This window comes from Neisseria sp. P0009.S007, from assembly GCF_051962515.1.
This window is the reverse complement of record NZ_JBQCVF010000004.1, coordinates 1-22,271: the sequence shown is the minus strand read 5'-3', so window position 1 is coordinate 22,271 and position 22,271 is coordinate 1. Positions and strand designations below refer to the sequence as shown.

The window sequence follows — 22,271 nt, the reverse complement described above, 5'->3', positions numbered from 1 at the left end:
CATGAATCAACAGTATTACACCATTGTTACCTCAGCAGGTACGGAGCGTATTGCAAAGGCAACGGCATTAGGTACGGTTGTCGGATTAACGCATATGGCTGTGGGGGACGGCGGCGGTAAAGCAGTTACACCGTCAACCGATATGGTATCGCTTAAGCGCGAAGTTTATCGGGCAAACGTCAACCTGTTACAGATTGATGAAAACAACCGAAATCAAATTATTGCAGAATTGCTGATTCCTGAAGAAGAAGGAGATTTCACAATTCGTGAAGTGGGTTTGTTTGCAGCCGATGGTACATTGATTGCTGTTGGTAATTTACCTGACAACTACAAGCCGCGCGCAAATAGTGGGACAGCAAGTCAGCAAGTCGTTCGTATGATTATTCAGGTCGATAATACTGGTGCAGTTGCGTTAAAAGTTGACCCGGCTGTCGTTTTGGCAACGCGCGAATTTGTTGAGCAAACCGTAAATAAAAAATTCAGCAACGTTACCTACCGCGTCCCAAGCATTGCCGCCCTGCGCGAATTTAATAAGCCGGGCGCATCCGTCGTCATCGTCGAAAACTATCACGAGGGCATCGCTGGCGGCGGCGGCGTGTTTGTCAAATCGGACAACCAAGCATTAACAGACAACGCCGCCACAGACAACGCCGCCACAGTCATCGTCGGCGAATCAGGCACACGCTGGCTGCGCCAATACACCACCTTGAGCATTCGCGATTTTGGCTTTGCCGAATCAAAAAACAACGCAGCCGAGACCATCGAGGCCGCCGAGCGCGCAGCGTTGGGCGTGTTTGTTGATTGCTTAGGCTTAAAAATCGATACAAATAAAAAATATCAAACAAAAAACAAATACGGAAACGGCCAATTTACCGTCAACGGCGCGACCGTCGATATGCCATATCAGCCAATCCGCAGCGGCATCGGGCGATTTATTAGCGGCACAGGCGCGGCCGCAAATCTAAAATCTAACGAATGGACAGGCGCAGGAATCATCGTCATTGGCGAGGGCGCGATGGCAAAAACCGAGAAATGCGTTTCCGGCATCGCCATCGGCGACCGCGCGCAGGGCTTTTCGCGCATCAGCCGAGACAACATCGCCATCGGCGCAGACAGCCTGATCAACGTGCAAGCCGAAACAGAATGGTACGACCAGTCAAAAATGGCAGGAACACGAAACATCGGCATCGGCGGCAATGCTGGCCGAGGAATTACAAGCGGTTTTTCTAATGTTTCCATCGGACGAAACGCCGGGCAAGGCTTGGGCGAAGGCTCATCAAATATTGCGCTTGGCGCAGGCGCGATGGCAGGAACGGCTCCTGTCGGTTTGACTGGCGACATCGAAGTTTTCTGGCCGTCTCCAACATCGAGAACAATCGCAATCGGCGAGGCCGTCTTGCAAACATATCAAGGCCGCGCCGCTCAAACCGCAATCGGCGGCAACGCCGCAAGAAATACCAAAACCGCCGAGAAACTGACCGTTATCGGCGCGAACGCAATGGAAAGCCTCGAAAAAAACCGCGCCCCAAACGGCGGAAATGTTGTCTGGACAGGCACAGAAACAGGCAGCTACACACAATCGGCGAATACTATTACTTTGACATTTAATAATATTCGAGGGGCTAAGGTTAATTATTGGGTAGGCATCCGCCTGACATCAGGCACAGCGCAGACCTTACAAAACGACGTTATCCCCGTGAAAGTAGTATCGGTTAGCGGCAATAATCTGACAGTTAATAGCTCAAAAGAGCTGACAGCCTCCGGCTCTGCCGAATTGAAGTTCGTTTTTTCTGATACCTCATCAGCAACCCTAAACGAAGAGCTGACAGTCATCGGCGCGAACGCGATGAATAAGGCTTTAACGGCAGGTTATTCGACCATCATCGGCGCCGATGCTGCGTTATCGGGAGAAAATTATCAAAAATCAACCGCCATTGGGGCATCATCATTGCGGACTGGTGGTCATATATCAACGACCGCCATCGGGTATTGGACGATGCCGACAGCGAGTAGTGAGAAATGCGTTGCCATCGGCGATAGTGCCGGATATCGAAATGTTCAAGGCGATATTTTAAAAAACAAAATCACAAACTCCATCGCTATCGGCTACGGCGCGCGCATCAACGGAGACAACGAGATCCAAATCGGCACACAGGGGCAAACTTTATACGCGCCCACCGCCGTCAACATCCGCTCCGACGGCCGCGATAAAACCGACATCAAACCGCTTTCAGACGGCCTGCAATTTGTCATGAAACTGAAGCCGGTCACAGGCTACTACGACCGCCGTGATGCCTACGTTGATGAGCTTTTCCAAGACCTGCCAGAAGAAGAGCGCGCCGCCAAAGTGCGCGAATGGTGGAAGAACCCAACCAAAGACGGCAGCCATAAAGAAGAACGGCTCCAGCATTGGTTTATTGCCCAGGACATCGCCGCGCTGGAGCAAGAATACGGCCGCCTGCCTATGGTCAATATCAAAAACGACACCTACACCATTGAATATGAAACTTTTATCCCAGTTTTGGCAAAAGCCATCCAAGAGTTGGCTGAGAAAGTTGAAAAATTGGAAAACGAAAACAAGGAATTAAAAAATGACAAGATGCGTAATTGATTCAGACGGCCTTTTTGTGGAAGAGCAATATTTTGACGACGGCCGTCAAAGTATCGAAGCCGAAGTGCCGCCGCTGCAAGAAAACCAAGCGGCAAGATGGACGGGCGAGAGCTGGGAAGTACTCCCAGATTATCGCGGCGCGGTCGTCTTTAGCAAAGACGGCGCGCAAGTATGGAAAGAAATCGGCAGTCTACCTGACCGTGTCAGCCTGACCCCATTGGAAACGGCAAATCTGGCAGATTTAAAAGCCGATCTGCTGACAAAACTCAACGCCGCCGCCCAAAACTTTGTTGACGCCCACTCCGGAGCGAGCCAAGTCCCCGATTTCGAGTTGGCGACATGGCCGCTCCAGTCAACCGAGGCGCAGGCGTGGGCGGCCGATAAATCAGCCGCTACCCCAATCCTAGACGGCATTGCAGCCGCGCGCGGCTTGGACAAAGACAAGCTCAAAGCGGCCGCTCTAAAAAAATCCCTGGCATATTCCGCCCTGTCTGCCATTGTTGCCGGTCAACGTCAAGCAATCCAAGACCAAATCGAGGCTGCCAAAACCAAATCAGCCTTAGACAAAATCAAAATCGAGTTTAAGCTGCCGGAGGCCGTCTGAATGAGTAAAGTTTATTTGGCATTGTACAAAGGCCGAAAACAAATCAAATCGCCCAAAGACCTGATTTATTGCTTCATTGACTGGGGGATCCGAAAGGCAACACGCGGCGAGTATTCTCATTGTGAAATCGCTATTCAGATGCCTGACGGACAGTTTGACTGCTATTCCTCATCTTTCCGCGATGGTGGTGTCCGTTGTAAACGTATGGAGTTACCGTCTGACAAATGGGATTTGATTGAGCTGCCAAAGCCTAATCTGAACTATGGGAAAACGATGAAGCTATGGCGTGATACTAAAGGCGCAAAGTACGACCTAAAAGGTGTGCTGTGTACGAAATCAATTTTCCGCCGGTTGAAAATTCAGCAATCAAAAAACAAATGGTTCTGCTCAGAATGGTGTGCGCACGCGTTGGGGTTCAGTAATCCTCATCTATTTACCCCGACTATGATTGCCAATCGTTACGGTTCAGGCTATGCAAAATAAAGACCTACATATCTATCAAGGCGATACTCATCGATTCCGCTTGGATTTATCTTCGGGCGGCTCCCCATTGGACTTGTCAAAAGCAAATCTGTTATTCACCGTAATGACAGTGGAAGGCAGCAAAATATCGCCATCTGTGGCGATTACTGAGCGTGGTGTAGTGATTGATTTTTCTGCGGCGCAAACTGCAACATTTGATTGGGTGGTGGCTGATTATGATTTTCGCGCCGCTTTTGGCGATGTTGTAAAAACATATTTGCGCGGGAAAATACACGTCACGCCGTCAATCGGTAAATTATCGGCTGGCGAAGGTTCAGACGGCCTGCTGCATGATGAAACTGTCGAAATTGCAGTTGCACCGGAATTGGTTGTTATTCATACCGCGAATTCAGAGCTGCTTGATCGCAATGTGATTGCACGTTTAGAAGCGGAAATTGAGGCATTGAGAGGGGAAGTCAAAGCTGCCGAAGAGTCAGAAGAGATCGCAGCCTTATCAGAACGCCTTGATTTGGCACAGGCGGCAATTGCATCAGCCGGCACGCTGGCGCAGCGATTGACTGACTTGGAGAATGCGCAGGGTCAATTATCTAATGTTGCTCAAGATTTGGCAGCTCAGCGGCTAAAACTTGAGGAAGCAGTGAATCGGGCGGTGCAGTCGAATAAAGAAGTAATTGCCTTGAAGCAGCAGCTTGACGGGCTGCGGCAAGCCGTCAATCAGGCAGAGGAATCTGCTGAGATTGAGGAAATCAACAATCAAATCAGTTCTATATTGCCTAAATTAGAAGAGGCAAAACGTGCAGCGGCGGAATCAGCGAATCCTACTGCACTTGAATCGTTGCGCGCCAAAGTAGCCGAGATGGAGGGTATTGTTCGCCAGCAGAGCGAAACAGCATCAGAAGTTGCGGCTCTGCGCGCTCTGTTGAAAAAGCCAAAGCGTGAAAAAATTCACTTGCCTCAAGCCATTTGGGCGGATGGCGGTTATACATGGGCAGAGGTCTCTTTTTCTCAGGAATACACAGATCCGAAGATTCATATTCAATTGGAGCATTTAAAACGCTTGCCGGTATTGTTTTTGACGCTCAACTTATCTGCTAAAACAAGTAGAGGTGTTTTTGTCCGCTCGAATATGGCAAAAGAAAAAATTGATGTGGAGTATTCGGTGTATCTCTATGTTGAAGAGATGGCAGATACCTAAAAAGCACGATTAGATTCTGATGATGATGAAAAGGCAGAGAAAAAGCGGTAAAAAGTGTTGAATTTTATGAAATTTTAAAAGGTTGTCCTATGTCTCAAGTAAACCGTATGCACGGCGTAACCGCCAATGAATACACAAAGGGTTTGCGCCCTATTGCCGATGTTACCAGTAATATCATTGGCATTGTCGCCATTGCGGATGATGCAGATGAAAATGTATTCCCTCTCGATAAGCCAGTGTTTACTACATCTGTTGCCGCTGTAATCGATAAGGCAGGTAAGACCGGTACGTTGTACAAGGTACTCGATGGCATCTTAGACCAAGCAGATGCGCGTGTAATTGTTGTCCGCGTATCATCAAATAGCGAGGCAGAAGCTCAAAAAGCCAACGTTATTGCAGGTGTGAAAGCTTTGCGTAAAGCTGCGGCTGTTACAGGCTTTCGCCCAAATATTATCGGCGCGCCTGAATTGGACGTACAGGATGTGACTACCGAGATGGTCGCAGTGGCTGAGGCACTGGGTGCATTTGTGTACGCATCGTGCGCTACTGCGGATGACTTGGAAGAAGTTAAAACATACCGCAAAAACTTTGGTTCTCGTTTCCTTATGTTGGTTGATGGTGATTTTACAAGCTTCAATGATGCCGATGAAACCACCGGCAAGGCCGCTACTATCGGTCGTATTCTTGGTGCGCGTGCGCGATTGGATGATTCTATTGGTCCTCATAAATCTATCTCAAATACTGAGATTTTAGGTGTGAGCGGCCTCTCAAATCCGCGCTCTTTCGGCTTGCTGGATAAAAATAGTGAGGCAAACACCATCAACAACGCCGATGTCACCGTATTGATTCGTGAGAACGGCTATCGTGTATGGGGTAACCGCACTTGTTCCGAAGATCCTGTTTGGGCGTTCGAGCCTACCGTGCGTATGTCAAACCTAATTAAAGAAACCATCGCCACAAGTTTCTTGTGGGCAATGGATAAGCCAATGCATCCAAGCTTAATGATTGATATTTTGATGAGTATCAATGCCAAGCTGAGCGAATATGTTGCTAAAGGCTGGTTGCTTGGTGCCGAGGTACGCATTGACCGTCAAAAAGTCAGCACGGCTCGTGTATCAAGCGGTATTTTCGCATTCGACTACGAATTTACCGTGCCACCGCCGCTGGAAAATATTGAGTTGAATCAGTATGTGAGCGATAAATTTATTGTCAATCTGACAGATAAGGTTATCGAGTTTGCCAGCAACATGAAACCGACTACCGTATAAAGGTTAAAAAAATATGCAGTTACCGCGTTTACTCAAAAGCTTCAACGTTTTTACAGACGGCCTCAATAAACATGGCGTAACCATGACGGTTAAACGCCCTGCTCTAAAATTCAAAACCGAAGACTATACACCGGGTGGCGTTCCTTTTGAGCTTTCCGCTATTCATGGCGTAGAGAAGCTGGAATTGGAATTGGTGTCTAAAGGTTATGATGTCGAGCTGTTTAAATCTATTTCTCATAAAATTGGCGGCAATCTTGTCCGCTACCAAGGCAGCCTGCATAAAGAAGACGAAGAAGAACACCAAATGCTGTATGGCGAATTTCGCGGCCGCATTGTGGAAGTAGAACCCAGCGAAGATAAAGCAGGCGAAGGTGGGGAACATACGTTTAAGTATGTCTTAACGTATTGGAAAGAATCGGTAAACGGCGAAGATATTATTGAGATTGATGTGATGAATCTGAAATGTATCATTAACGGTCGCGATTACTTCGCCGGTATGCGTAAAAATTTGGGCTTGTAAATTAAAGGCCGTCTGAAAAAATCAGGCGGCCTAAAGGAAATAAAATGACTGAGCAGAACATCAAAATTATTGATGAAGAAACCATCGAGATTACCCTGAGTAACGGTAAAACATACAAAATGATTGAGCCGACTGCACGCCATATGGAAGGCTTGCTGCAAGACCTTTTACAGCATAAGCACACAGAGCAAGTGCGTATGCTAGTGGGTCGCATTACCGAGCCTAAGCTGACTAAGTTGGACTATCTCAAGCTGAAAATGTCGGATACTCAGCTGATAAACGTTGCCTTAAATTTTTTTTCAGCCGCCCCGAAAGCCCGAACGGAGATGATGGCGGATTTGAAAGAGCTGGGCTACCTGTCGGAATCCGAATCAGAGGCGAAGACTTTGCAAGATGTGTCGCCGATCGAATAAGCATTTATGAGCTGCTCGTTGATGATGATGAGCAACCTTTAAAATATTACAACGCAATTGACGACTGTATCGCCCAGTGTGCCGCCATATTTGGCGGCGGTGTGGCCGGTTGGTATGACTTGAACTTGCCCGATTTAATCCGTTGGACGAATCGGGCAATTTTAATCAATAAGGCAGATTCGGATGAGTAAAAACCTTGTTGTCAAAATTCTGATGGATGCTCATGACAAGGCCAGCGGTGCATTGGGGCGCATCAAAGCATCGGCAAGTGGTCTGTCAAAAGAGCTGACAAAAACCAGTGAAGAGTTGAAGGCTCTTAGCCGTGCTCAGAAGCTGGTGGAAGACCGCGTAAGATTGGACGCAAAAATCCGTGAAACCACGCGCGAGATGAATGAAAACCGTAAAGCGGTCAGTGCATTAAACGCGGAAATCAAAAAAAACGGCACCGCAAGTAAAGCACAAACTGCCGAAATGGAACGGTTGGCATCTGTCCGTGAAAGGCTGAATGAGAAGCAAAAAAAGCAAACAGAAAGCCTTGAGGTACTTAATAAAAAACTGTCAGAACATAAAATAAAAGCCCGTGATGCCGCCGCCGCTCAGCATGAGCTTGATCGGCGCACAGAAGCAGCCACCGCCAAGATGGATAAGCAAAAGGCGGCCGCAGAGCGTATAGCCAACAGAAAAAATGCCATTAGTAATGCCAGTGATATGGCAGGGCGTATTCAGGGGATGGCAGCAAAAGGCATGGCGGGCGGCGTGGCATTGGGTGGGTTGACTGCAAAAGCAGTCAGCGCAGGCATGAGCGAAGAAGATGCCATGCTGGGTGTGATCCGCCAAGTGCAAGGATTGAAGAATGCGGATAACAGCTTAAATCACGCGGAAATCGCCAAAATCCGAACCGAGATTCAGGGCTTGAGCAATGAGTTGCCAGTAGCGACAACTCAAATCATGGAGATGTATGAGGCCGGCGCGCGCATGAATGTGCCGCGCGAAGAGCTGGCTCAATATGTCAAAACCGCTGCTGCTGCCGCCACGGCGTTTGATGCAGAGGATATGGGCGGTCTAGCTGAAAACTTGGGGCGCATCAATGCCAACTTTAAGCTGACGGCTGAACAAGGGCGTGACCTTGCCGATGTTATCAACTACTTAGATGACAACGCGATTTCAAGCGGCGCAGCCATTATCGACTATATGAACCGTGTCAGCGGCTCAATGGGGCTGGCAAAAATCAGCGAGAAAAACGTAGCGGCATTAGGCTCTACCCTGCTCTCTCAAGGCGTTGATGACTCAACAGCCGCCGGCGCGGTATCGGCACTGTTTACCCGATTGTCTACCGCTCCGGATATGAAGCCGGTAAGAGAAGCTTTGAAAGATATTGGGCTTGATGCAAAAACCGTACAAAAAGGCATGGTTGAAGATGCAAATGCAACGGTAATGCAGATTGTCGAAGCAGTAAAAAAAATGCCTAAAGAAGAGCAGGCAGGCATTTTAAAAGGATTGGCAGGCGGCGAATATAACAAAGTGTTCGCAGGCTTAATCAGTAATACCGAAGAATGGCGGCGACAAATGGAGCTGGCAAATTCGCAAGATGCCATCGGATCGATGGCGCGCGAGTTTGAGACCCGTATGGGTGCAATGTCGTCAAAATGGCAGGTGTTTAAGAACCAGCTGTTCAATGCAGAATCAGGCGCAGGACAGGCATTATTCGGTATGTTGTCAGGACTGATGACGACTGTTGGTGGCTGGCTCAATGCAATTACGCAATGGACGGCCGCAAATCCTCAGCTTGCAGCCGGTATTATGAAAGTAGTCGCTGTGGGCAGTATGCTGCTGGTTGGTTTGAGCGGTTTGGCTTTGGTTGTGTCTACCCTGTTGGTACCTATGGTCATGGCTAAATTTGCCATTCTGTCGCTTGGTTCGTCTGCTTTAAGCGCATTTGGTATGCTGAAAAGTGGTTTGATGATCTTGCGCGCCGCAATGATGGCCAACCCGATTGTACTGTTCGTGACATTGGCGGTTGGTGCATTGATTCTATTATGGGCAAACTGGGATAAGGTAAAAGCCGCACTGATTGCAGGGTGGAATTGGCTGAAAAACGTTTTCCGCCAAAATCCGCTGTTGGCGGCCTTTACTGGGCCGATAGGTGCAATTGTCGGGCTGATTGCCAATTTTGACAGGCTGAAAGCTGGACTTACTGCCGGTTGGAACTGGCTGAAAAACGTTTTCCGCCAAAATCCATTGATTGCCGCATTTACTGGACCAATTGGCGTGATTGCTGGATTGATTGCCAATTTCGATCGATTGAAAGCAGCGGCAAGGTCCGCTGTGGAGTGGGTAAGGCGTGCAATTTCAGGCGGCGGTGCCACGCCTGCCAGTGTCGGCGTACCAAACAGAGGATTCTCTGTCGGTGGTTATACGGGCGCAGGCCGTAGTAATGAAGCAGCCGGTATTGTGCATAAGGGGGAGGTTGTTTTTAGTCAAAACGATGTATCCCGTTTTGGCGGATGGCGCATTGTTGATGCCTTGCGCCGTGGCGGTATGGCTGCGCTCAATTGGGGGCGAGGGAAGATGGGTTCTTTACAGTCATTTGTACGCGGTTCGGCCAGTGGACTGGCAAGGCCGTCTGAAAATGGCCGCCCTACTCCGTCTTTAGTTGGAGCGGTCGCAGTGCCTGACGGATTCAACCGTTCAGGCGGCGGTGCTATGCCGATGAATATCTCCATCAACATCAATGGCGGCAATAGTTCGCCCGTCGATATCGCAAAAGAAGTCGCGCGGCAAATTGAGCAGGTAGCCCGTAATCAGGCGCGCCGCGCCCGTTCAATGTTCGCAGATAAGGATTAATGATGGCTTTAGCTGCTTTAGGTTTTTTTGTTTTCCATACGGTGACTGTTCCGTTTCAGGGGTATGACCGCAGCTATTCATGGCGGCATCCTACGCAAAATACCGTAGGAGGCGGTCTGTCTCCGGTGCAATATACCGGACCGGAAAATGAGACGATCAGTATTACGGCAGAGTTGCGCCCAGAAATCACGGGAGGCGATACATCATTAGCCCTGTTGCGGATGATGGCAAATGAAGGGAAGCCGTACAACCTGATTATGGGTAATGGCGATATCTTGGGCGCATACGTCATTACATCCATTAAGGAAGGTCGGAAAGAATTGATGTGGGATGGCAAAGCGCGCGCCATCAGCTTTAGTATGGAGCTGAAGAAAGTGTCGGATTCCCCGATGGGGATGTATGGTGCAGCTTTGACCGCCGCCGTGTCAACCGTACGTCAAATGGTGGGGTTGTAATGATTGCAGGATTGGGTAAGCAAATTAAAAATGCCGCCGCCAAAGTGTTTTCAGCTTTGACCGATACGGGCGGCAACCATCTAACACCGGTTGCCATGTTGACGATTAACGGCAAGCCGTTTGGGACAAATGCCGTCAGCCGCATTAGCAGCATCAGCCTAACGGATAAACGCGGATTTGAGGCGGATGAATTGACCATTACGCTTGATGATTCAGACGGCCTTTTGTCTTTGCCGCCCAAGGCTGCCGAAATCACACTGGCCATCGGCTACATGGAAACAGGCGTGGTAGATAAAGGGAAATACAAGATTACCGAAGTATCATGGAGCGGCGCACCTGATACCATCAGTATCACTGCCCAATCCGCCGATATATCCGACAAATTTGCAGAATCCGTTGAGAAAAGCTGGCATAAAAAGCAGTTGAAAGACATCATCGGAGAAATAGCCCAAAAGCACGGATATGAGCCGATTATCGGTAAAGCCTATGAAAAGGAGATGATAGACCATATCGACCAAAGCAACGAATCCGATGCAGCGTTTATAGCCCGACTTGCCCAGCGGTATGATGCAGTTGCCACAGTAAAAGGCGGCCGCCTACTCTTCGTCAGCGCGGGCGAAGCGACTAATGCCAGCGGCGATAAGCTGCCGACCATTGCCCTGACCCGTAATGACGGCGACAGCTTCAATTTCCGCTACTCATCGACAGAAAGCTACAACGCCGTGCGCGCCTACTATATCGATAAAAAGACAGGCAAGAAGCAAGAGGTTGTCATCGCGGAGGGAAATTACGACCCAATTAAAAAAACCGTTACCACGACAAAGAAATACAAGACCAAGCGCAAAGACGGCAAAACCCACAAGACAACAACAAAAAATGTCGTAGAGACGAAAAAAATAGATACATCGTCTCATAAAATCAAAACCCTGCGCCATACATACCAATCCGCCGCCACTGCCGCCAATGGAGCGCGCGCCGCCTATCGCAAGTTAAAACGTGGTGCAATGGAGTTTGAAATGACAATGGCCGTCGGTCGTCCGGATATTGCCCCTGAAAGTCCTGTAACGCTTTCAGGCTTTAAATCCGAGATAGATGCAGAGTCGTGGGTAGGCGTTGAAGTATCCCATACGCTTGACAGCGGCGGATTAATCAGCAAAATAAGACTTGAGAGCCTGATAGATTTCGATATCACCCTCTATGACGGCGAAGTAACCGCCACCACATTCCCGACCACCGGGGAGACAACGGAGATAATAAAAAATGGAAGCTAATACTCACAATCCATACGAATGGATAAAGAAGAAAATAGAATATTGGAAGGCAAAAAGCCGTGAGGCAAGCGAAGCCGCCGATATGGAAGCATTTGATCATGCTGAGCGCGAACTCGCCAATTATCAAGCCATGCTCAAAATAAAATATTAGCAAAAAAGCCGTCCATTTTTAGACGGCTTTTATTTAATCATCATGACATCCTTCCAGTTCATCCCTAAGTCTGAATACAGCCTCACGGATTTGGATAAATTTCTCATGGTCAGGCTTCAGCAACATCCGTTTTTTTGACTGAAAATCACCGCCAGTCGTTACTGTTCGCAATTCCGTAACCTTCAAATTGCCATTAATCCGCGCACACAATTTCGCCAGCCACTTCAAATTATGCTTAATGGCATTTGCCAGTACATTATCCGCATCATCGACAGCATAATAACGCAGTGCATCAACCTCAATTTTTTCCAACAAAGTCAAAGCCGCATCAATACGCCTGTCTTTTCTCTCAAGGCGGCGTTTACTTTTTTCTCGATGATTAATAAAAAACCAACCGGCTATGGTAAGCACGGTCGGCATTAAAGGCATGATATAAAAATAAAACCAATGTGGCTGGTTATTCATTTGCCGCGTCCCTCATATAGCCGCGAATTTCATCGACCAAATCAGGTTCATCGTCTGATACAAACTCGATTTTATTCAGCAGCACAGACAGCGGCCACTGCTTCAGACGAACCAAGCCGCCGAAAGCCTCCTCTAAAAAAGAAGAGCCGTAGCCCATTGTTCCATCCAATACAATTTTAACGCTTCCACTTTCTTGTAGCGCAGGAATCAATTTTTTTTCCAAGAAGCCCTGTCCCGAATAAGGGCCGTCAGTAGTATACCGTCCGGCAGGAAAACGGGAAAAATCAGAAGCAATACGGATAGTCATTGTAGAATCTTTCATTATTCAGCCTCACGTTTCGGCAACGGAACAGACCAATGTATCAACGTGCCGCGTATAGCAGTCTTTCTATTGTCTGATAAAGGCAAACCCTTTTCAACAACTTTCTTATTTCGTGAACGATGCCTGTACATGCCGTTGCCGCTGATAATTTCAACCGTCGCGTCACCATCGCCGATTTGGTCAAGGGTTGAAACCATCTGTTTCAAGCCCTTACCTCGATGTTGCAGTTTCGTCCGTGTCCGTCCAATTTCGATGGCTGCCCTAATTTTCAGAGCATCATCATCCGCTTTTCCCGAAGCAATATGACTAGCAATCCATTTTTTCAAGTTATCAAGCCAATCATCCTTGACCTTCTCAGACTCACGGAATAGGGATTTTGGAATACCAATACCCAAGTCGCAGAAAACAACCTGTAATCGCCCGCTTGTCGCATCTTCGCGCGAAAACATCCACCACTTACGGCAAGCATCAGGCAGATTCTCTCCCTCATAAGCATGATGCATACAATTTGTCATAGCTTCAGACACGCCGGCATAAATCGACCGACTAAGTTCAGGTGTCAATCTGCCCTGAAAGGAATCAAAAATATTTTCCGCATTCTCAAGATTGACATCATAGCCGTGTGCCACATGCCAATGGCGCACAGAATGATGAAAAGCGGAAGAGTCAAAACTTTTCATTCTTCCCAAAAGTTTAGCAATGCCAACCTGATAAAGCACCTGCTCCACCCTTGTTTCAGATGGTGTTACCATAGAGAAGTGGCAATTTGGGAAACGTTCTACTAAGTCAGTTAGACAGGCTGTCAGATAGAGCGTGCCGTCAGAATACATCTTTTCCGTTTTTGAAAAATCAAGACGAATACGTGAGCATCCATTTTCAACCTTTTCATACAACCGCTCAACAAAACTAGTCAGTAATTTGACATAGTTGGGGTGTAATCCAACTTGTTCAGGAACGGGCAGGCTAAACCAGTCGATAAACCGTTTCTGTTTTTTGACAATATTCCGCAGCTTCTTAAGCTGATAGCGCGAACAGCGCATCAGGTATAGCCGCCTTTTCTCATTTAGCCTTTTCATTTCTCACTATATCCCTTTAAAAACAAGATCCTCTAAGTACCAAAAAAATCCAACGGTAGCAAATTCTTATAAATAAAACACTTCGCCGGTACTTATTTTGACAATGCCGCCGGTAATGCGGTCTATACGGAAAGTTCGACTATCGCGCTTATCCAAGTCCCTGCCTTCTAAGTAGAGGCCGTCAAAATTATGGATGACGAAGTGTCGGGTGCTTGATTCGCCTTGTGCGTTGGTATAGAAGAAAGAGACCTTATCGCCAAAGTTTAGGCCAATTGGAAGCTCGTTGTTGCTGGTAAAATCATGGGAGCCGCCCATTTCTTTTTTTAAATCGCTTCGCCAACCGACAAAAGGTTCGTAATGCTGTTTTAAATTAGGATGATTGGGATTTATATATTTAGATCCGCTGGCTTCGGGCGGCGGTAAATCGCTGCCTTTTTTTTTCTTTGATAAGGCCATCTGTAATTCGGTATTGCTTTTAATATTCTTGAGCGATTCAAACAGCGATGACGGCGTGAGTGCCTCTTTTGGGGCGGATTGCTCTTTCGGCAATACTGCATTTTTTCTGCGTTTACTTATCCGCCAAATCGGAAACGGTAGAAATACCGCGCAAACTGTCGCTATAAATAAAAAGTCATCAGACTGGCTGACTGCGAGCGAGCATATCGCCATGGAGGCAAAGCAGCCGAAAAAGCCGACTGGAATCGTCCAGAGTAGGTGCAATTTACTTTTGTGGGAAAACTCCAGTGACAGCCACACGGCGTAAAACGTACTCATGCTCAAGATGAAGACGGCTACTAAATCAGACATTTCCTCATTCATAACTTCCCCTTTTTAAAACTAAATATTCCAAAATCAAGCGGCCGCACATTCTAAAGCTTACTGTGTGCTGAGCCGCTTCTCAAAATTCAAATCAAAATCCCGACAAATGCCATGCGCCGCGCACTTTGCCGCAGATGGTTAATTTTTCCAGTCCATCGCCTTCGATGGTTTCCGTTCTGTATAACGGGTTGTCGCTGATGACGAGCAGGCCGCCGCCGACGGAGGCTTGCAGGCGTTTGGCTTTTAGGCCGTCTGCGAAGGATAGGAGGTAAATGCCTTCTCCTTCGAATGAGTGGACGGAGGTATCGACAAACAGCACGTCTCCGTCCTCGATGGTGCCTTGCATGGAATCGCCGCGTGCCGTGATGACTTGGATACGGGAGAGGTTGCCGCCGAGTTTTTCGCGCGCCCACGCCTTATCGACATGGACGAAATCGACCACCTCCACTGCTTCGTTGTTGATGTAGCCGTCTCCAAGCGCGGCAACCACGTCCAACCGCTCAAAGCGTACACGGTCGTCAGCAAGGCCGTCTGAAAAATTAACCTCTCTATACATTCCTGAGTCTTTTCTGTACTTATCACCTAAGCCGTCTGCAAGCCATCGTGTAGAAAAGTTTGTCTTTTTCTCAAATGCTAAGAGTGGTTTTTTGCCTAAGCCAGTCTGACCATTGAACCACTGCCCAACAAGACCTTTTGAGACTCCTGCGAAGTCTGCTAAGTCCTGTTGGGTAATTAGTCCATATTCATCCATCAATTCTTGAAGTCTGCCTTTCAAGTCCATCGCTAAAAATCCCAGCTAAAAAATACTTAGTAAAAACAACGTTTATTTAGAATTCTAAACTATTTATCGTTTAGTATGCTTGACTAGACAAGTTTAGGATTATATAGTTCACTAAACTTTAAAAAAAGGACAAAAAATGACAACAGACCAACAAGTTCAATTCATTAAAGAATTGGGAGGCGTTTCGGTGGTTGCAAGTATTTGCGGAATCACAAGAGGGGCGGTGTCCCAGTGGCAAAAAAATGGTATTCCAAAGGCGCAAATGAATTTTCTAAAAGCAAAGTTTCCAGTGCAGTACAAACAAATTTCTGACGGTGTAACCAGCTAAATAAGGAGCAGGAAAAATGAAAGAACAGCAAAAACCGCCCGCACAAGGCGGACGGTTGAAAAAATGGAAAACGGCTATTGCAAATTGGGCGGCATATCGGCTGCTTCTGATCTTACACCGAACTTACTTTGCAGATGCTCAACAGCCCGAAGAATTTGTTGTGTTGCCTGCTGAGAAAGTTGAATCTCCATCGCCAAGCCGCCACCGCCCGCAACAAATTGATAGCAGGTTAAAGATATTGTTTTTGAATCCTCGTCATAACGGACATTCAGCGGCGAATCAACGGGTAGCCGAATAGTTTGTTTAACCTCTTCCATATTTTTCCTTTCGTTAAGTGATTAATGCAAATCGAATTATAACGGGGAAAATTTAAACCAACCAATACTAAAGGGAAGTCTTATGAAAAACGTTCGTGTAATCAATTTATCGGAAGTTCAGCAGGCTCAGTTGAAGGCGATTTTTGAGGCCGGTCAGGCTCAGCCCGGCGGCTTTTTTGATGAGGTCGATGAGCAGGAGGAAGTGTGGAAGCTCGTGCGTATTGCTGAGGATTACGGCCTGATTGAAGAGGCGGCTCGTGTGAAGCGTATGTCTGTGCCTGAATTTATCGCGTTTGCGGCGGCTGAATATGCGGATTTCTTCATGAATGCGTATGAGGCGGTGGTTGAGGATGTGGCTGAAAAAATTAAGGTGGGCGGGTATGAGTAAGCATCGTTCTATCAGCCGGTCGGAAAGTAATTTTGGAAATATGCGGATTCAAATTTTGTGTCCGTGTTGTGGTAGCCGCTGCAAGGTGGCATCCAGTAAGCAGGTAACAAGCAATCTGCGTAATTCTCAGGTGCAGTGCCTGAATGCTGCGTGTGGTTGGACTGGCGTGGCGGCTACGGAAATTATCAGGACGATTTCGCCGCCCTCTCCGCTTTATGGTAATGCGCCGCCGCCTTTGGATGCGGCGGAAATTGAGGAGATGGAAGGCAATATGCAGCCGCTGTTGATTGACTGTTAGGCCGTCTGAAAGGGGATTGTGATGTTGGTTAAGCCGAAAGTGATAGACAGGAAAAAGATTCTGCCGCTTGAGGTGGTGGAGGCGGCAAGTTGGCGTGTTTCGCCGCAGGCGGTCAGGGTTTGGAAAGACAAAGACCATGCGCGCCGGATGATGGTTTTGGGTAAGACGATTGCGCGCGCCAAGTCGAAAAATGCGCCTGTTATGGCTGCGCTTGAGCGTGATGCGCTGTTGGGTCGTCAAGGTGTGCCGCCGGTCATGACTGGGCCGTCTGAAGATGATTTGAGGTCTTGGTTGTTGAGTCCGAGTCAGGCGCAGGCGGTTGAGGATATTCAAAAGCTGGCAAGGGAAATCAAGCGTTTGGGCGATTTAATCAATCAGCAGAATGTGGTGTTTAGTTTGAGGCAGGATGTGTTAAGGCTGTCGGAGCTGAGCAGTTATTTGGTTGAGTTGGACGATAAGTTGGGCCGTGCGAAATATGCGGCAAAGCGGTTGGGTGTAAATCCTGTCGCTGATGATTTTAAAAACAAAATGGAGTTTAAAAATGGTAATGGGCAAACGGGGAAAGCGGCTTGAGGTTGCGATTGGTTTGATGGTGCTGATTGTGTTGGCGGTGGGGTATTGGGTTGCTGCAGGCCGTCAGGAAGAAGTTAAGGTGTTTCCGCAGGATGTTGCGGCGCGTTTGCAGGAGGCTGAGGCGTATCGTTGGGCGGAAACTGGGATTGATTATACATTGGGTGATGCGGAGGTGGAGCATGAGTAGGTTTGTTGTTGAGAGTGGTATTCCGATTGGGCCGGTAAGTCAGGGGAAATGTGCTTATCCGTTTGATGAGATGAAATCCGGAGACAGTTTCTTTGTGGCGGTGAATTCGCCGGCATCGCAAAAGCGCACGCGTGATCAGTTAACTGGGGCTTTTAAGCGGTGGTGCAAATTCAATAAGGTTGAAAATGTTGGGTATGTAACGCGGCTTGTGGAAGAAGATGATGTGATGGGTGTTCGGTTTTGGATGGTGGAGCGTAAGAAATGATGTGGGCTGTTTTGATTTGGTGGTTGTTGTGTGTTTTTGCTTTTATCGGTGTGATGGCTGTATTCGCGGTGATTTGGGTATGGCTGCTTTATCGGGATATGGCGAAGGCGTTTGATAGTGACTTTGAGTTGTGATGTTGGGCGGCTGTCTGAATGGTTCAGACGGCCTTAAGTAAAACAGGTGGGATAAATGGGCGTTGGTTTGTTGAATAAGGTTGAGCGTGATGAGTTGCTGTCGGTCCTGCCGTCGGCAATTCGTCCGCTTGTGCTTGCTGAATGGGTGCGCCAAGTGCGTCAGGGCAGTGAGATGTTCAATGCTTTTATCCGTGCCGATAGATGGTTGGGTCAGGTTGTTCAGTTGCCCGATGCGCTGCGTGGGATTGGTCTTGATGCGACAGACGAAGAAATCTGCTGCTTGGCTGATGCTGCGGTTAAGTCGTTTATGCAGTATGAGCGCATTGGCTACGGCCTGCCGGGTTTGTTGAAAAAGGCTGTAAACGACTATGGGCTGGATCTGAGTGTGTTTGACGGTAAGGAGCCTGAAGGCATTTTAGGCCGTCTGAAAAATGAGAAGTTTTGGCGTGGCCAGCTTCGCCGTTCTATTGCGCGTAAGACTGAAAATTTAATGCGTGAGGTTGGAGGCGTTTCTCGCAAAACGGGTCTGTATGTGAGTAATGATGGCTTGCGCCGCCGTAAGTCTCAAAAGGCACGCAATGCCGGTCTGTTGGCTCATATGGCTGCTGTGAATGAATTGGGTCAAGAGTTTACGCTCGATGAGCTGAGCGCGTTGGGGGTGTCTAATCCTGCCATCCGTCGTGCTGAGCTGATGGTGCGTATTCGCGGCTTTGAGGAGATTGCCAAACTTAAAGGCCATGTGGGCGAGTTTTTTACGCTGACCTGCCCTTCTAAGTTTCACGCATTCCATCACTTTGGTAAGCGTAATGAGAAGTTCAATGGGGATACGCCACGCGAGGCGGTCAAATATTTAAATAAGGTATGGGCGCGTATTCGCGCTGAATTGGGACGTATGGATATTAAGGTTTATGGTTTTAGGGTGGCTGAGCCTCATCATGATGGTACGCCTCACTGGCACGGCCTTTTGTTTATGGAGGCTAAGCATCGTGATGATTTTCGCCGCGTGGTCGCGAAACATGGATGTCGTGAAGACCGTGAAGAGCTGGGCTTGCGCTACTTTGGCAGTAAAAAAGAGGCGGCGGCTGAGGCGCGCCGTATTCGCGAGCATCTGTTGGAGAAGAATGGCAGTGCGCCATCGCTCGCAGCAATTCAGGCCGGTTTGAAAACGGAGGCTGATTTTTGGTCGCGTAAGTATTTTAAATTTTGGCGACAAAGCAAGGCGGCGGCACGTGTTGATTTTGAAAGCATCAACTGGGCGCGTGGTAGTGCGGCTGGCTATATCGCTAAATATATTGCGAAAAATATTGATGGTAAAAACAACGCCGGTGAGAGCTTGGGCGTTGACTTTGAGTCTGAAGAGCTGCTGGATATGGCAACGACTGCTGAGCGTGTAGATGCGTGGGCTTCTATTCACGGTACACGCCAGTTTCAGCAGATTGGCGGTGTGCCGGTAACGATTTGGCGCGAGTTGCGCCGTATTGTGCCTACTGATGATGACAGTGTTTTGATGTTGGCTCAGCGTGCTGCCGACCGTGGCGACTGGGCTGAATTTGTCCGTCTGTTGGGCGGCGAAGTGGTCAAACGTGAGGATATTCCTTTGGGTCTCTATAAGGAAGAAGCTGCCGAGTGCGTGGTCAACGAATACGGAGAAGTGCCTGCTCCTTTTACAATGGGTGTGTATGAGAAAGATACGGGTGAGGTACAGATCAGTCGTGTGCATACTTGGGAAGTTAAGAAAATCGGCGGCTCAGCCGCCGCTTGGACTCGTGTCAATAACTGTACGGAAATTAAAAATGAGCCGGAAACGGCGATTTTTTGGGGAAGTCCAACTAAGCCGAATATTGAGGAGGCTGAAATTAAAGAATGGATGATGTGGAAAAAAGGAATTTCCGCAACTCAAATTGGCAATTGGAGAATTTCAGACAGCCTGCGCGCCGAATACGCCGATGATGTGAAGGCATGGGAGGCAGCTAAGCGGCCGCCAATGAGCCGTGAGTTCATGCAGCGCGTGATTGCCAAGCAGGAGGTTGCCGCCAAGCAATCTGAGCGCGCATCCGAACGCCTGCGCCTATATCGTGAATACATCACGCTGCTTGACCGTGCCAGCCAGCCATTGACAAGCGGCCTGACACCTTCTGAACCAAAATTTGACTTGTCGGCGGATAAGGTTGCGCATAAGCCGCGCCGATATACGCCGCCAACCTATGACACAGTAGAAAGCGCACTCGCAAAAGCGAAAGCCGCCCGTACTAATACTGAGCGATTCAATCGCCGCTTTGATTGAGGATGACAAAATGAATGAGTTTATTACATTGGAACAAGTAAAAGAGTTATGGACGTTGCCGGGCAAGAAGCCGCCATCAACAACAACCATTTGGCATCGCCGCCGCGCCGGTTTGATTCCAAAGCCGCGCCTGGTCGGTAGGGATAATCTGTTTAAACGCGATGAGGTAATCCGTTTGCGTGATGAATATCTAGGACTAGAGGTAAAGTAAATAGTGAGAAAAAACAATACTCAACACCGCCGCCGCTTGGCAATTTGGCAAGCGGAAAAGAAGCGGAAGAAGCAATGAAAAGGCCGTCTGAATTGAATTTCAGACGGCCTTTTTCAAAAAGTTTATTTGTTATTTTATTTGTTATTTTAGAAATATAATTAAATAATTTATTTTATATTAATAAGTTATATAAATACCCTAATCCCTTCCTCTCTGCCAGATACTAAAGACACCAGCTAACGGTGTCTTTTTTCATATCCGCCCTTCTTAAAAATATTACACCACACTTTTATTTCTATTACCCTCCAATCATAAACCTGCCACTCATTCTTATCTTATACTAAACCTTAATGATTAAAGGCCGTCTGAAAGTTTTCAGACAGTCTCTTTCTTAAAACCTACCAAATCCCGAACCATTGTTTATCAGACTGCTTTTTATCACCGCTCTGCTGCTCATAATTTTGACGGCGAAATTGCCAAGGTGCTTGCGGATTGTCTTTTTTCCATAAGCCTTTTCGTTTTTCCTTGGCTTGTTTTTGTGCGGCCGAATAGTCAGTGTAAGCGGTTTTACTTTGTTGTTTTTTGGCATAACTTTCATAATGCCATGCGGCGCCATCCCGTATCTGCATTAAATTCAAGTCAATCGTGCCGACAGATACTTGGGCAACTTCGCGCTGGTAGCGGTCAGCTTCAAACACACGGACTTTGACTTTTTTATTCAATGCGGCATCAATCAGATTATCTCGTGATTGCGTACCATAAGCCTGATTGATTTCCGGTGCATCAATATAGGCCATACGGATTTTGTGTTTCCGGCCGTCGCTATCGATAATATGCACGGTATCGCCATCATGGATTTTGATGATTTTTCCGTTGTATGTGTAGGATTGTCGCAATGACTTTTGTTTTTGTTCCGGTTTGGGTTCAGCTTCGGCTTTGGTGTCAGATGTGGCTTTGACGACATTTTCACCCAGCCATTCATTGACCTTTTCCAAACCGATATTGTCGCTTTGTGCCAATGTTGCGGCAACGCTTACCCCTGTACGAATCAACTCGGTATCGCGTGAGCTGTAACCAAGCGCGCCCAAAACGGATAAAACAACGGGCAACCATTTTATAATTTTACTAATTTGCATATTTTGCCAAATTGAAGGCCGTCTGAAAGACCTAATACACTTTCAGACGGCCTTTAAGATTGATTAATCTTCATTAATCCTGACAAGGCAGGATGACTTTTGCGCCTTCTGCCGTACCCAAAACCAACACATCGGCGGCATCGCGGGCAAAAATACCGTTTTCGAGTACGCCGGTGATTTTGTTGATTTCGTCTTCCATTTTCAGGGCTTGGTCGATATTGAGGCCGTGAACATCGACGATTTGGTTGCCATAGAAAGTAGTATAGCCGACACGCAACTCAGGCTGTCCGCCCATGGCAAGCAGTTTGCGCGACACCAGCGAACGGGCATTTTCAACCACTTCTACCGGCAACGGGAATTTACCCAAACGGGAAACATATTTGCTTTCATCGGCAATACAGACAAATTTATCGGATGCACTGGCCACGATTTTTTCGTTCAAATGCGCACCGCCGCCACCTTTAATCATTTGCAGCGCGTGGTTGACTTCGTCTGCGCCGTCAACATAAACCGCCAAACCCATCACTTCATTCAGTGAAACTTCTGGAATTTCATATTTCGCCAAAAGCTCGCTGGATTTTTTAGAAGTAGACACGGCACCCTTAATTTTCTTACCGCTTTTACCCAAAGCTTCGATAAAGAAGTTGATGGTAGAGCCGGTACCGATACCGATGTATTCGTTTTCAGGAACAAATTCCACCGCTTTTTCGGCGGCAATACGTTTGAGTTCGTCTTGAGTTGCCATGTTGTCAGTCCTTCAGTTTGAATAATAAAGTAATTTTAAGCTCTTAGGCTTTAATCAGCAATACTGCCGCTTGCGCTTCAATGGCTTCCATACGCCCCAGATAGCCAAGTTTTTCGTTGGTTTTACC

General features: G+C 47.7%; 28 protein-coding genes and 1 pseudogene. 20 read left to right on the top strand and 9 right to left on the bottom strand.

The genetic code is table 11. The annotated features are described in order from the left end of the window. The first annotated feature begins 1 nt into the window (after position 1). From ACTHS3_RS01270 to ACTHS3_RS01220, 11 genes are all read left to right on the top strand, one after another. Positions 2–2,611 carry a phage tail-collar fiber domain-containing protein gene (locus ACTHS3_RS01270; RefSeq protein WP_440366919.1) on the top strand — a complete coding sequence of 870 codons (2,610 nt, stop codon included), beginning with the start codon at positions 2–4 and terminating at the stop codon, positions 2,609–2,611. After that, positions 2,592–3,215, top strand: coding sequence for a hypothetical protein (locus tag ACTHS3_RS01265; RefSeq protein WP_440366917.1), 624 nt, complete (start codon positions 2,592–2,594; stop codon positions 3,213–3,215). Before ACTHS3_RS01270 ends, ACTHS3_RS01265 begins: the two co-directional genes overlap by 20 nt. Then, entirely contained in the window at positions 3,216–3,698 is a 483-nt protein-coding gene (locus ACTHS3_RS01260) for a hypothetical protein (RefSeq protein ID WP_440366915.1), read from the top strand. Continuing rightward, positions 3,688–4,893: a hypothetical protein gene (locus ACTHS3_RS01255; RefSeq protein WP_440366913.1), complete on the top strand. Its 1,206-nt coding sequence runs from the start codon at positions 3,688–3,690 to the stop codon at positions 4,891–4,893. The genes ACTHS3_RS01260 and ACTHS3_RS01255 overlap by 11 nt, the downstream gene beginning before the upstream one ends. An 89-nt stretch (positions 4,894–4,982) precedes the next feature. Beyond that, on the top strand, positions 4,983–6,161 hold the full coding sequence (locus ACTHS3_RS01250) for a phage tail sheath subtilisin-like domain-containing protein (protein ID WP_440366911.1): 1,179 nt from the start codon (positions 4,983–4,985) through the stop codon (positions 6,159–6,161). A 13-nt stretch (positions 6,162–6,174) separates the two neighbouring features. After that, positions 6,175–6,681 (top strand): phage major tail tube protein, encoded by a 507-nt coding sequence (locus ACTHS3_RS01245; protein ID WP_295697348.1) that lies wholly within the window; start codon positions 6,175–6,177, stop codon positions 6,679–6,681. Positions 6,682–6,725: 44 nt separating this feature from the next. Further along, positions 6,726–7,094, top strand: a complete 369-nt coding sequence (locus ACTHS3_RS01240) for a hypothetical protein (protein WP_440366909.1) — start codon at positions 6,726–6,728, stop codon at positions 7,092–7,094. A gap of 183 nt (positions 7,095–7,277) precedes the next feature. Further along, entirely contained in the window at positions 7,278–9,938 is a 2,661-nt protein-coding gene (locus ACTHS3_RS01235; RefSeq protein ID WP_440366908.1) for a phage tail tape measure protein, read from the top strand. Positions 9,939–9,940: 2 nt separating this feature from the next. Then, positions 9,941–10,393 carry a phage tail protein gene (locus tag ACTHS3_RS01230; protein WP_440366906.1) on the top strand — a complete coding sequence of 151 codons (453 nt, stop codon included), beginning with the start codon at positions 9,941–9,943 and terminating at the stop codon, positions 10,391–10,393. Further along, positions 10,393–11,664, top strand: a complete 1,272-nt coding sequence (locus ACTHS3_RS01225) for a contractile injection system protein, VgrG/Pvc8 family (protein WP_440366904.1) — start codon at positions 10,393–10,395, stop codon at positions 11,662–11,664. The genes ACTHS3_RS01230 and ACTHS3_RS01225 overlap by 1 nt, the downstream gene beginning before the upstream one ends. Beyond that, a complete protein-coding gene (locus ACTHS3_RS01220; protein WP_440366902.1) occupies positions 11,654–11,815 on the top strand; it encodes a hypothetical protein in 162 nt (53 codons plus the stop codon). Before ACTHS3_RS01225 ends, ACTHS3_RS01220 begins: the two co-directional genes overlap by 11 nt. 33 nt (positions 11,816–11,848) lie before the next feature. On the opposite strand, the gene ACTHS3_RS01215 is transcribed toward ACTHS3_RS01220, so the two are convergent. The 5 genes from ACTHS3_RS01215 to ACTHS3_RS01195 all read right to left on the bottom strand — a co-directional run bounded on the left by ACTHS3_RS01215 (position 11,849) and on the right by ACTHS3_RS01195 (position 15,053). Next, a complete protein-coding gene (locus ACTHS3_RS01215; RefSeq protein WP_440366900.1) occupies positions 11,849–12,280 on the bottom strand; it encodes a hypothetical protein in 432 nt (143 codons plus the stop codon). Beyond that, positions 12,273–12,602 (bottom strand): STAS-like domain-containing protein, encoded by a 330-nt coding sequence (locus ACTHS3_RS01210; protein ID WP_070870168.1) that lies wholly within the window; start codon positions 12,600–12,602, stop codon positions 12,273–12,275. The genes ACTHS3_RS01215 and ACTHS3_RS01210 overlap by 8 nt, the downstream gene beginning before the upstream one ends. Further along, the gene (locus ACTHS3_RS01205) at positions 12,602–13,642 is read right to left on the bottom strand and encodes a hypothetical protein (RefSeq protein ID WP_440366898.1); all 1,041 of its coding nucleotides are present in this window, start codon (positions 13,640–13,642) and stop codon (positions 12,602–12,604) included. The genes ACTHS3_RS01210 and ACTHS3_RS01205 overlap by 1 nt, the downstream gene beginning before the upstream one ends. A gap of 102 nt (positions 13,643–13,744) precedes the next feature. Continuing rightward, a complete protein-coding gene (locus ACTHS3_RS01200) occupies positions 13,745–14,227 on the bottom strand; it encodes a hypothetical protein (RefSeq protein WP_440366896.1) in 483 nt (160 codons plus the stop codon). Between the two features lie 361 nt (positions 14,228–14,588). Further along, entirely contained in the window at positions 14,589–15,053 is a 465-nt protein-coding gene (locus ACTHS3_RS01195; RefSeq protein WP_440366894.1) for a S24 family peptidase, read from the bottom strand. A 361-nt stretch (positions 15,054–15,414) separates the two neighbouring features. Between ACTHS3_RS01195 and ACTHS3_RS01190 the strand changes: the two genes are divergently transcribed. Beyond that, positions 15,415–15,606: a Cro/CI family transcriptional regulator gene (locus tag ACTHS3_RS01190; protein ID WP_440366892.1), complete on the top strand. Its 192-nt coding sequence runs from the start codon at positions 15,415–15,417 to the stop codon at positions 15,604–15,606. 74 nt (positions 15,607–15,680) lie between these two features. Here the strand turns inward: ACTHS3_RS01190 and ACTHS3_RS01185 are convergent, their stop codons facing one another. Continuing rightward, positions 15,681–15,923, bottom strand: a complete 243-nt coding sequence (locus ACTHS3_RS01185) for a hypothetical protein (RefSeq protein WP_440366890.1) — start codon at positions 15,921–15,923, stop codon at positions 15,681–15,683. Between the two features lie 82 nt (positions 15,924–16,005). Here ACTHS3_RS01185 and ACTHS3_RS01180 point away from each other — a divergent pair, with 82 nt between their 5' ends. Genes ACTHS3_RS01180 through ACTHS3_RS01145 form a run of 8 tightly spaced genes read left to right on the top strand, consistent with a single transcriptional unit; the run spans position 16,006 to position 20,263 of the window. Beyond that, complete coding sequence (locus ACTHS3_RS01180; RefSeq protein ID WP_440366889.1) at positions 16,006–16,311, top strand: hypothetical protein; 306 nt, start codon at positions 16,006–16,008, stop codon at positions 16,309–16,311. Continuing rightward, positions 16,304–16,609, top strand: coding sequence for an ogr/Delta-like zinc finger family protein (locus tag ACTHS3_RS01175; protein WP_295697312.1), 306 nt, complete (start codon positions 16,304–16,306; stop codon positions 16,607–16,609). Before ACTHS3_RS01180 ends, ACTHS3_RS01175 begins: the two co-directional genes overlap by 8 nt. A 21-nt stretch (positions 16,610–16,630) precedes the next feature. Beyond that, complete coding sequence (locus ACTHS3_RS01170; protein WP_440366887.1) at positions 16,631–17,182, top strand: hypothetical protein; 552 nt, start codon at positions 16,631–16,633, stop codon at positions 17,180–17,182. After that, positions 17,157–17,369 (top strand): hypothetical protein, encoded by a 213-nt coding sequence (locus tag ACTHS3_RS01165; RefSeq protein ID WP_440366886.1) that lies wholly within the window; start codon positions 17,157–17,159, stop codon positions 17,367–17,369. Before ACTHS3_RS01170 ends, ACTHS3_RS01165 begins: the two co-directional genes overlap by 26 nt. Beyond that, the gene (locus ACTHS3_RS01160) at positions 17,362–17,634 is read left to right on the top strand and encodes a hypothetical protein (protein WP_440366884.1); all 273 of its coding nucleotides are present in this window, start codon (positions 17,362–17,364) and stop codon (positions 17,632–17,634) included. Before ACTHS3_RS01165 ends, ACTHS3_RS01160 begins: the two co-directional genes overlap by 8 nt. Next, positions 17,631–17,768, top strand: a complete 138-nt coding sequence (locus ACTHS3_RS01155; protein WP_315115103.1) for a hypothetical protein — start codon at positions 17,631–17,633, stop codon at positions 17,766–17,768. Before ACTHS3_RS01160 ends, ACTHS3_RS01155 begins: the two co-directional genes overlap by 4 nt. Before the next feature lie 55 nt (positions 17,769–17,823). Next, positions 17,824–20,052: a replication endonuclease gene (locus ACTHS3_RS01150; protein WP_440366882.1), complete on the top strand. Its 2,229-nt coding sequence runs from the start codon at positions 17,824–17,826 to the stop codon at positions 20,050–20,052. Between the two features lie 10 nt (positions 20,053–20,062). Then, positions 20,063–20,263 carry a hypothetical protein gene (locus tag ACTHS3_RS01145; protein ID WP_295697299.1) on the top strand — a complete coding sequence of 67 codons (201 nt, stop codon included), beginning with the start codon at positions 20,063–20,065 and terminating at the stop codon, positions 20,261–20,263. Positions 20,264–20,661: 398 nt separating this feature from the next. Here the strand turns inward: ACTHS3_RS01145 and ACTHS3_RS01140 are convergent, their stop codons facing one another. The 3 genes and pseudogenes from ACTHS3_RS01140 to ACTHS3_RS01130 all read right to left on the bottom strand — a co-directional run. Beyond that, positions 20,662–21,399, bottom strand: a complete 738-nt coding sequence (locus ACTHS3_RS01140) for a thermonuclease family protein (RefSeq protein WP_004519739.1) — start codon at positions 21,397–21,399, stop codon at positions 20,662–20,664. Positions 21,400–21,472: 73 nt separating this feature from the next. Beyond that, positions 21,473–22,144 carry a ribose-5-phosphate isomerase RpiA gene (gene rpiA / locus ACTHS3_RS01135; protein WP_003679072.1) on the bottom strand — a complete coding sequence of 224 codons (672 nt, stop codon included), beginning with the start codon at positions 22,142–22,144 and terminating at the stop codon, positions 21,473–21,475. A gap of 43 nt (positions 22,145–22,187) precedes the next feature. Further along, positions 22,188–22,271, bottom strand: a pseudogene (locus tag ACTHS3_RS01130) (2-C-methyl-D-erythritol 2,4-cyclodiphosphate synthase); the annotation flags it as partial.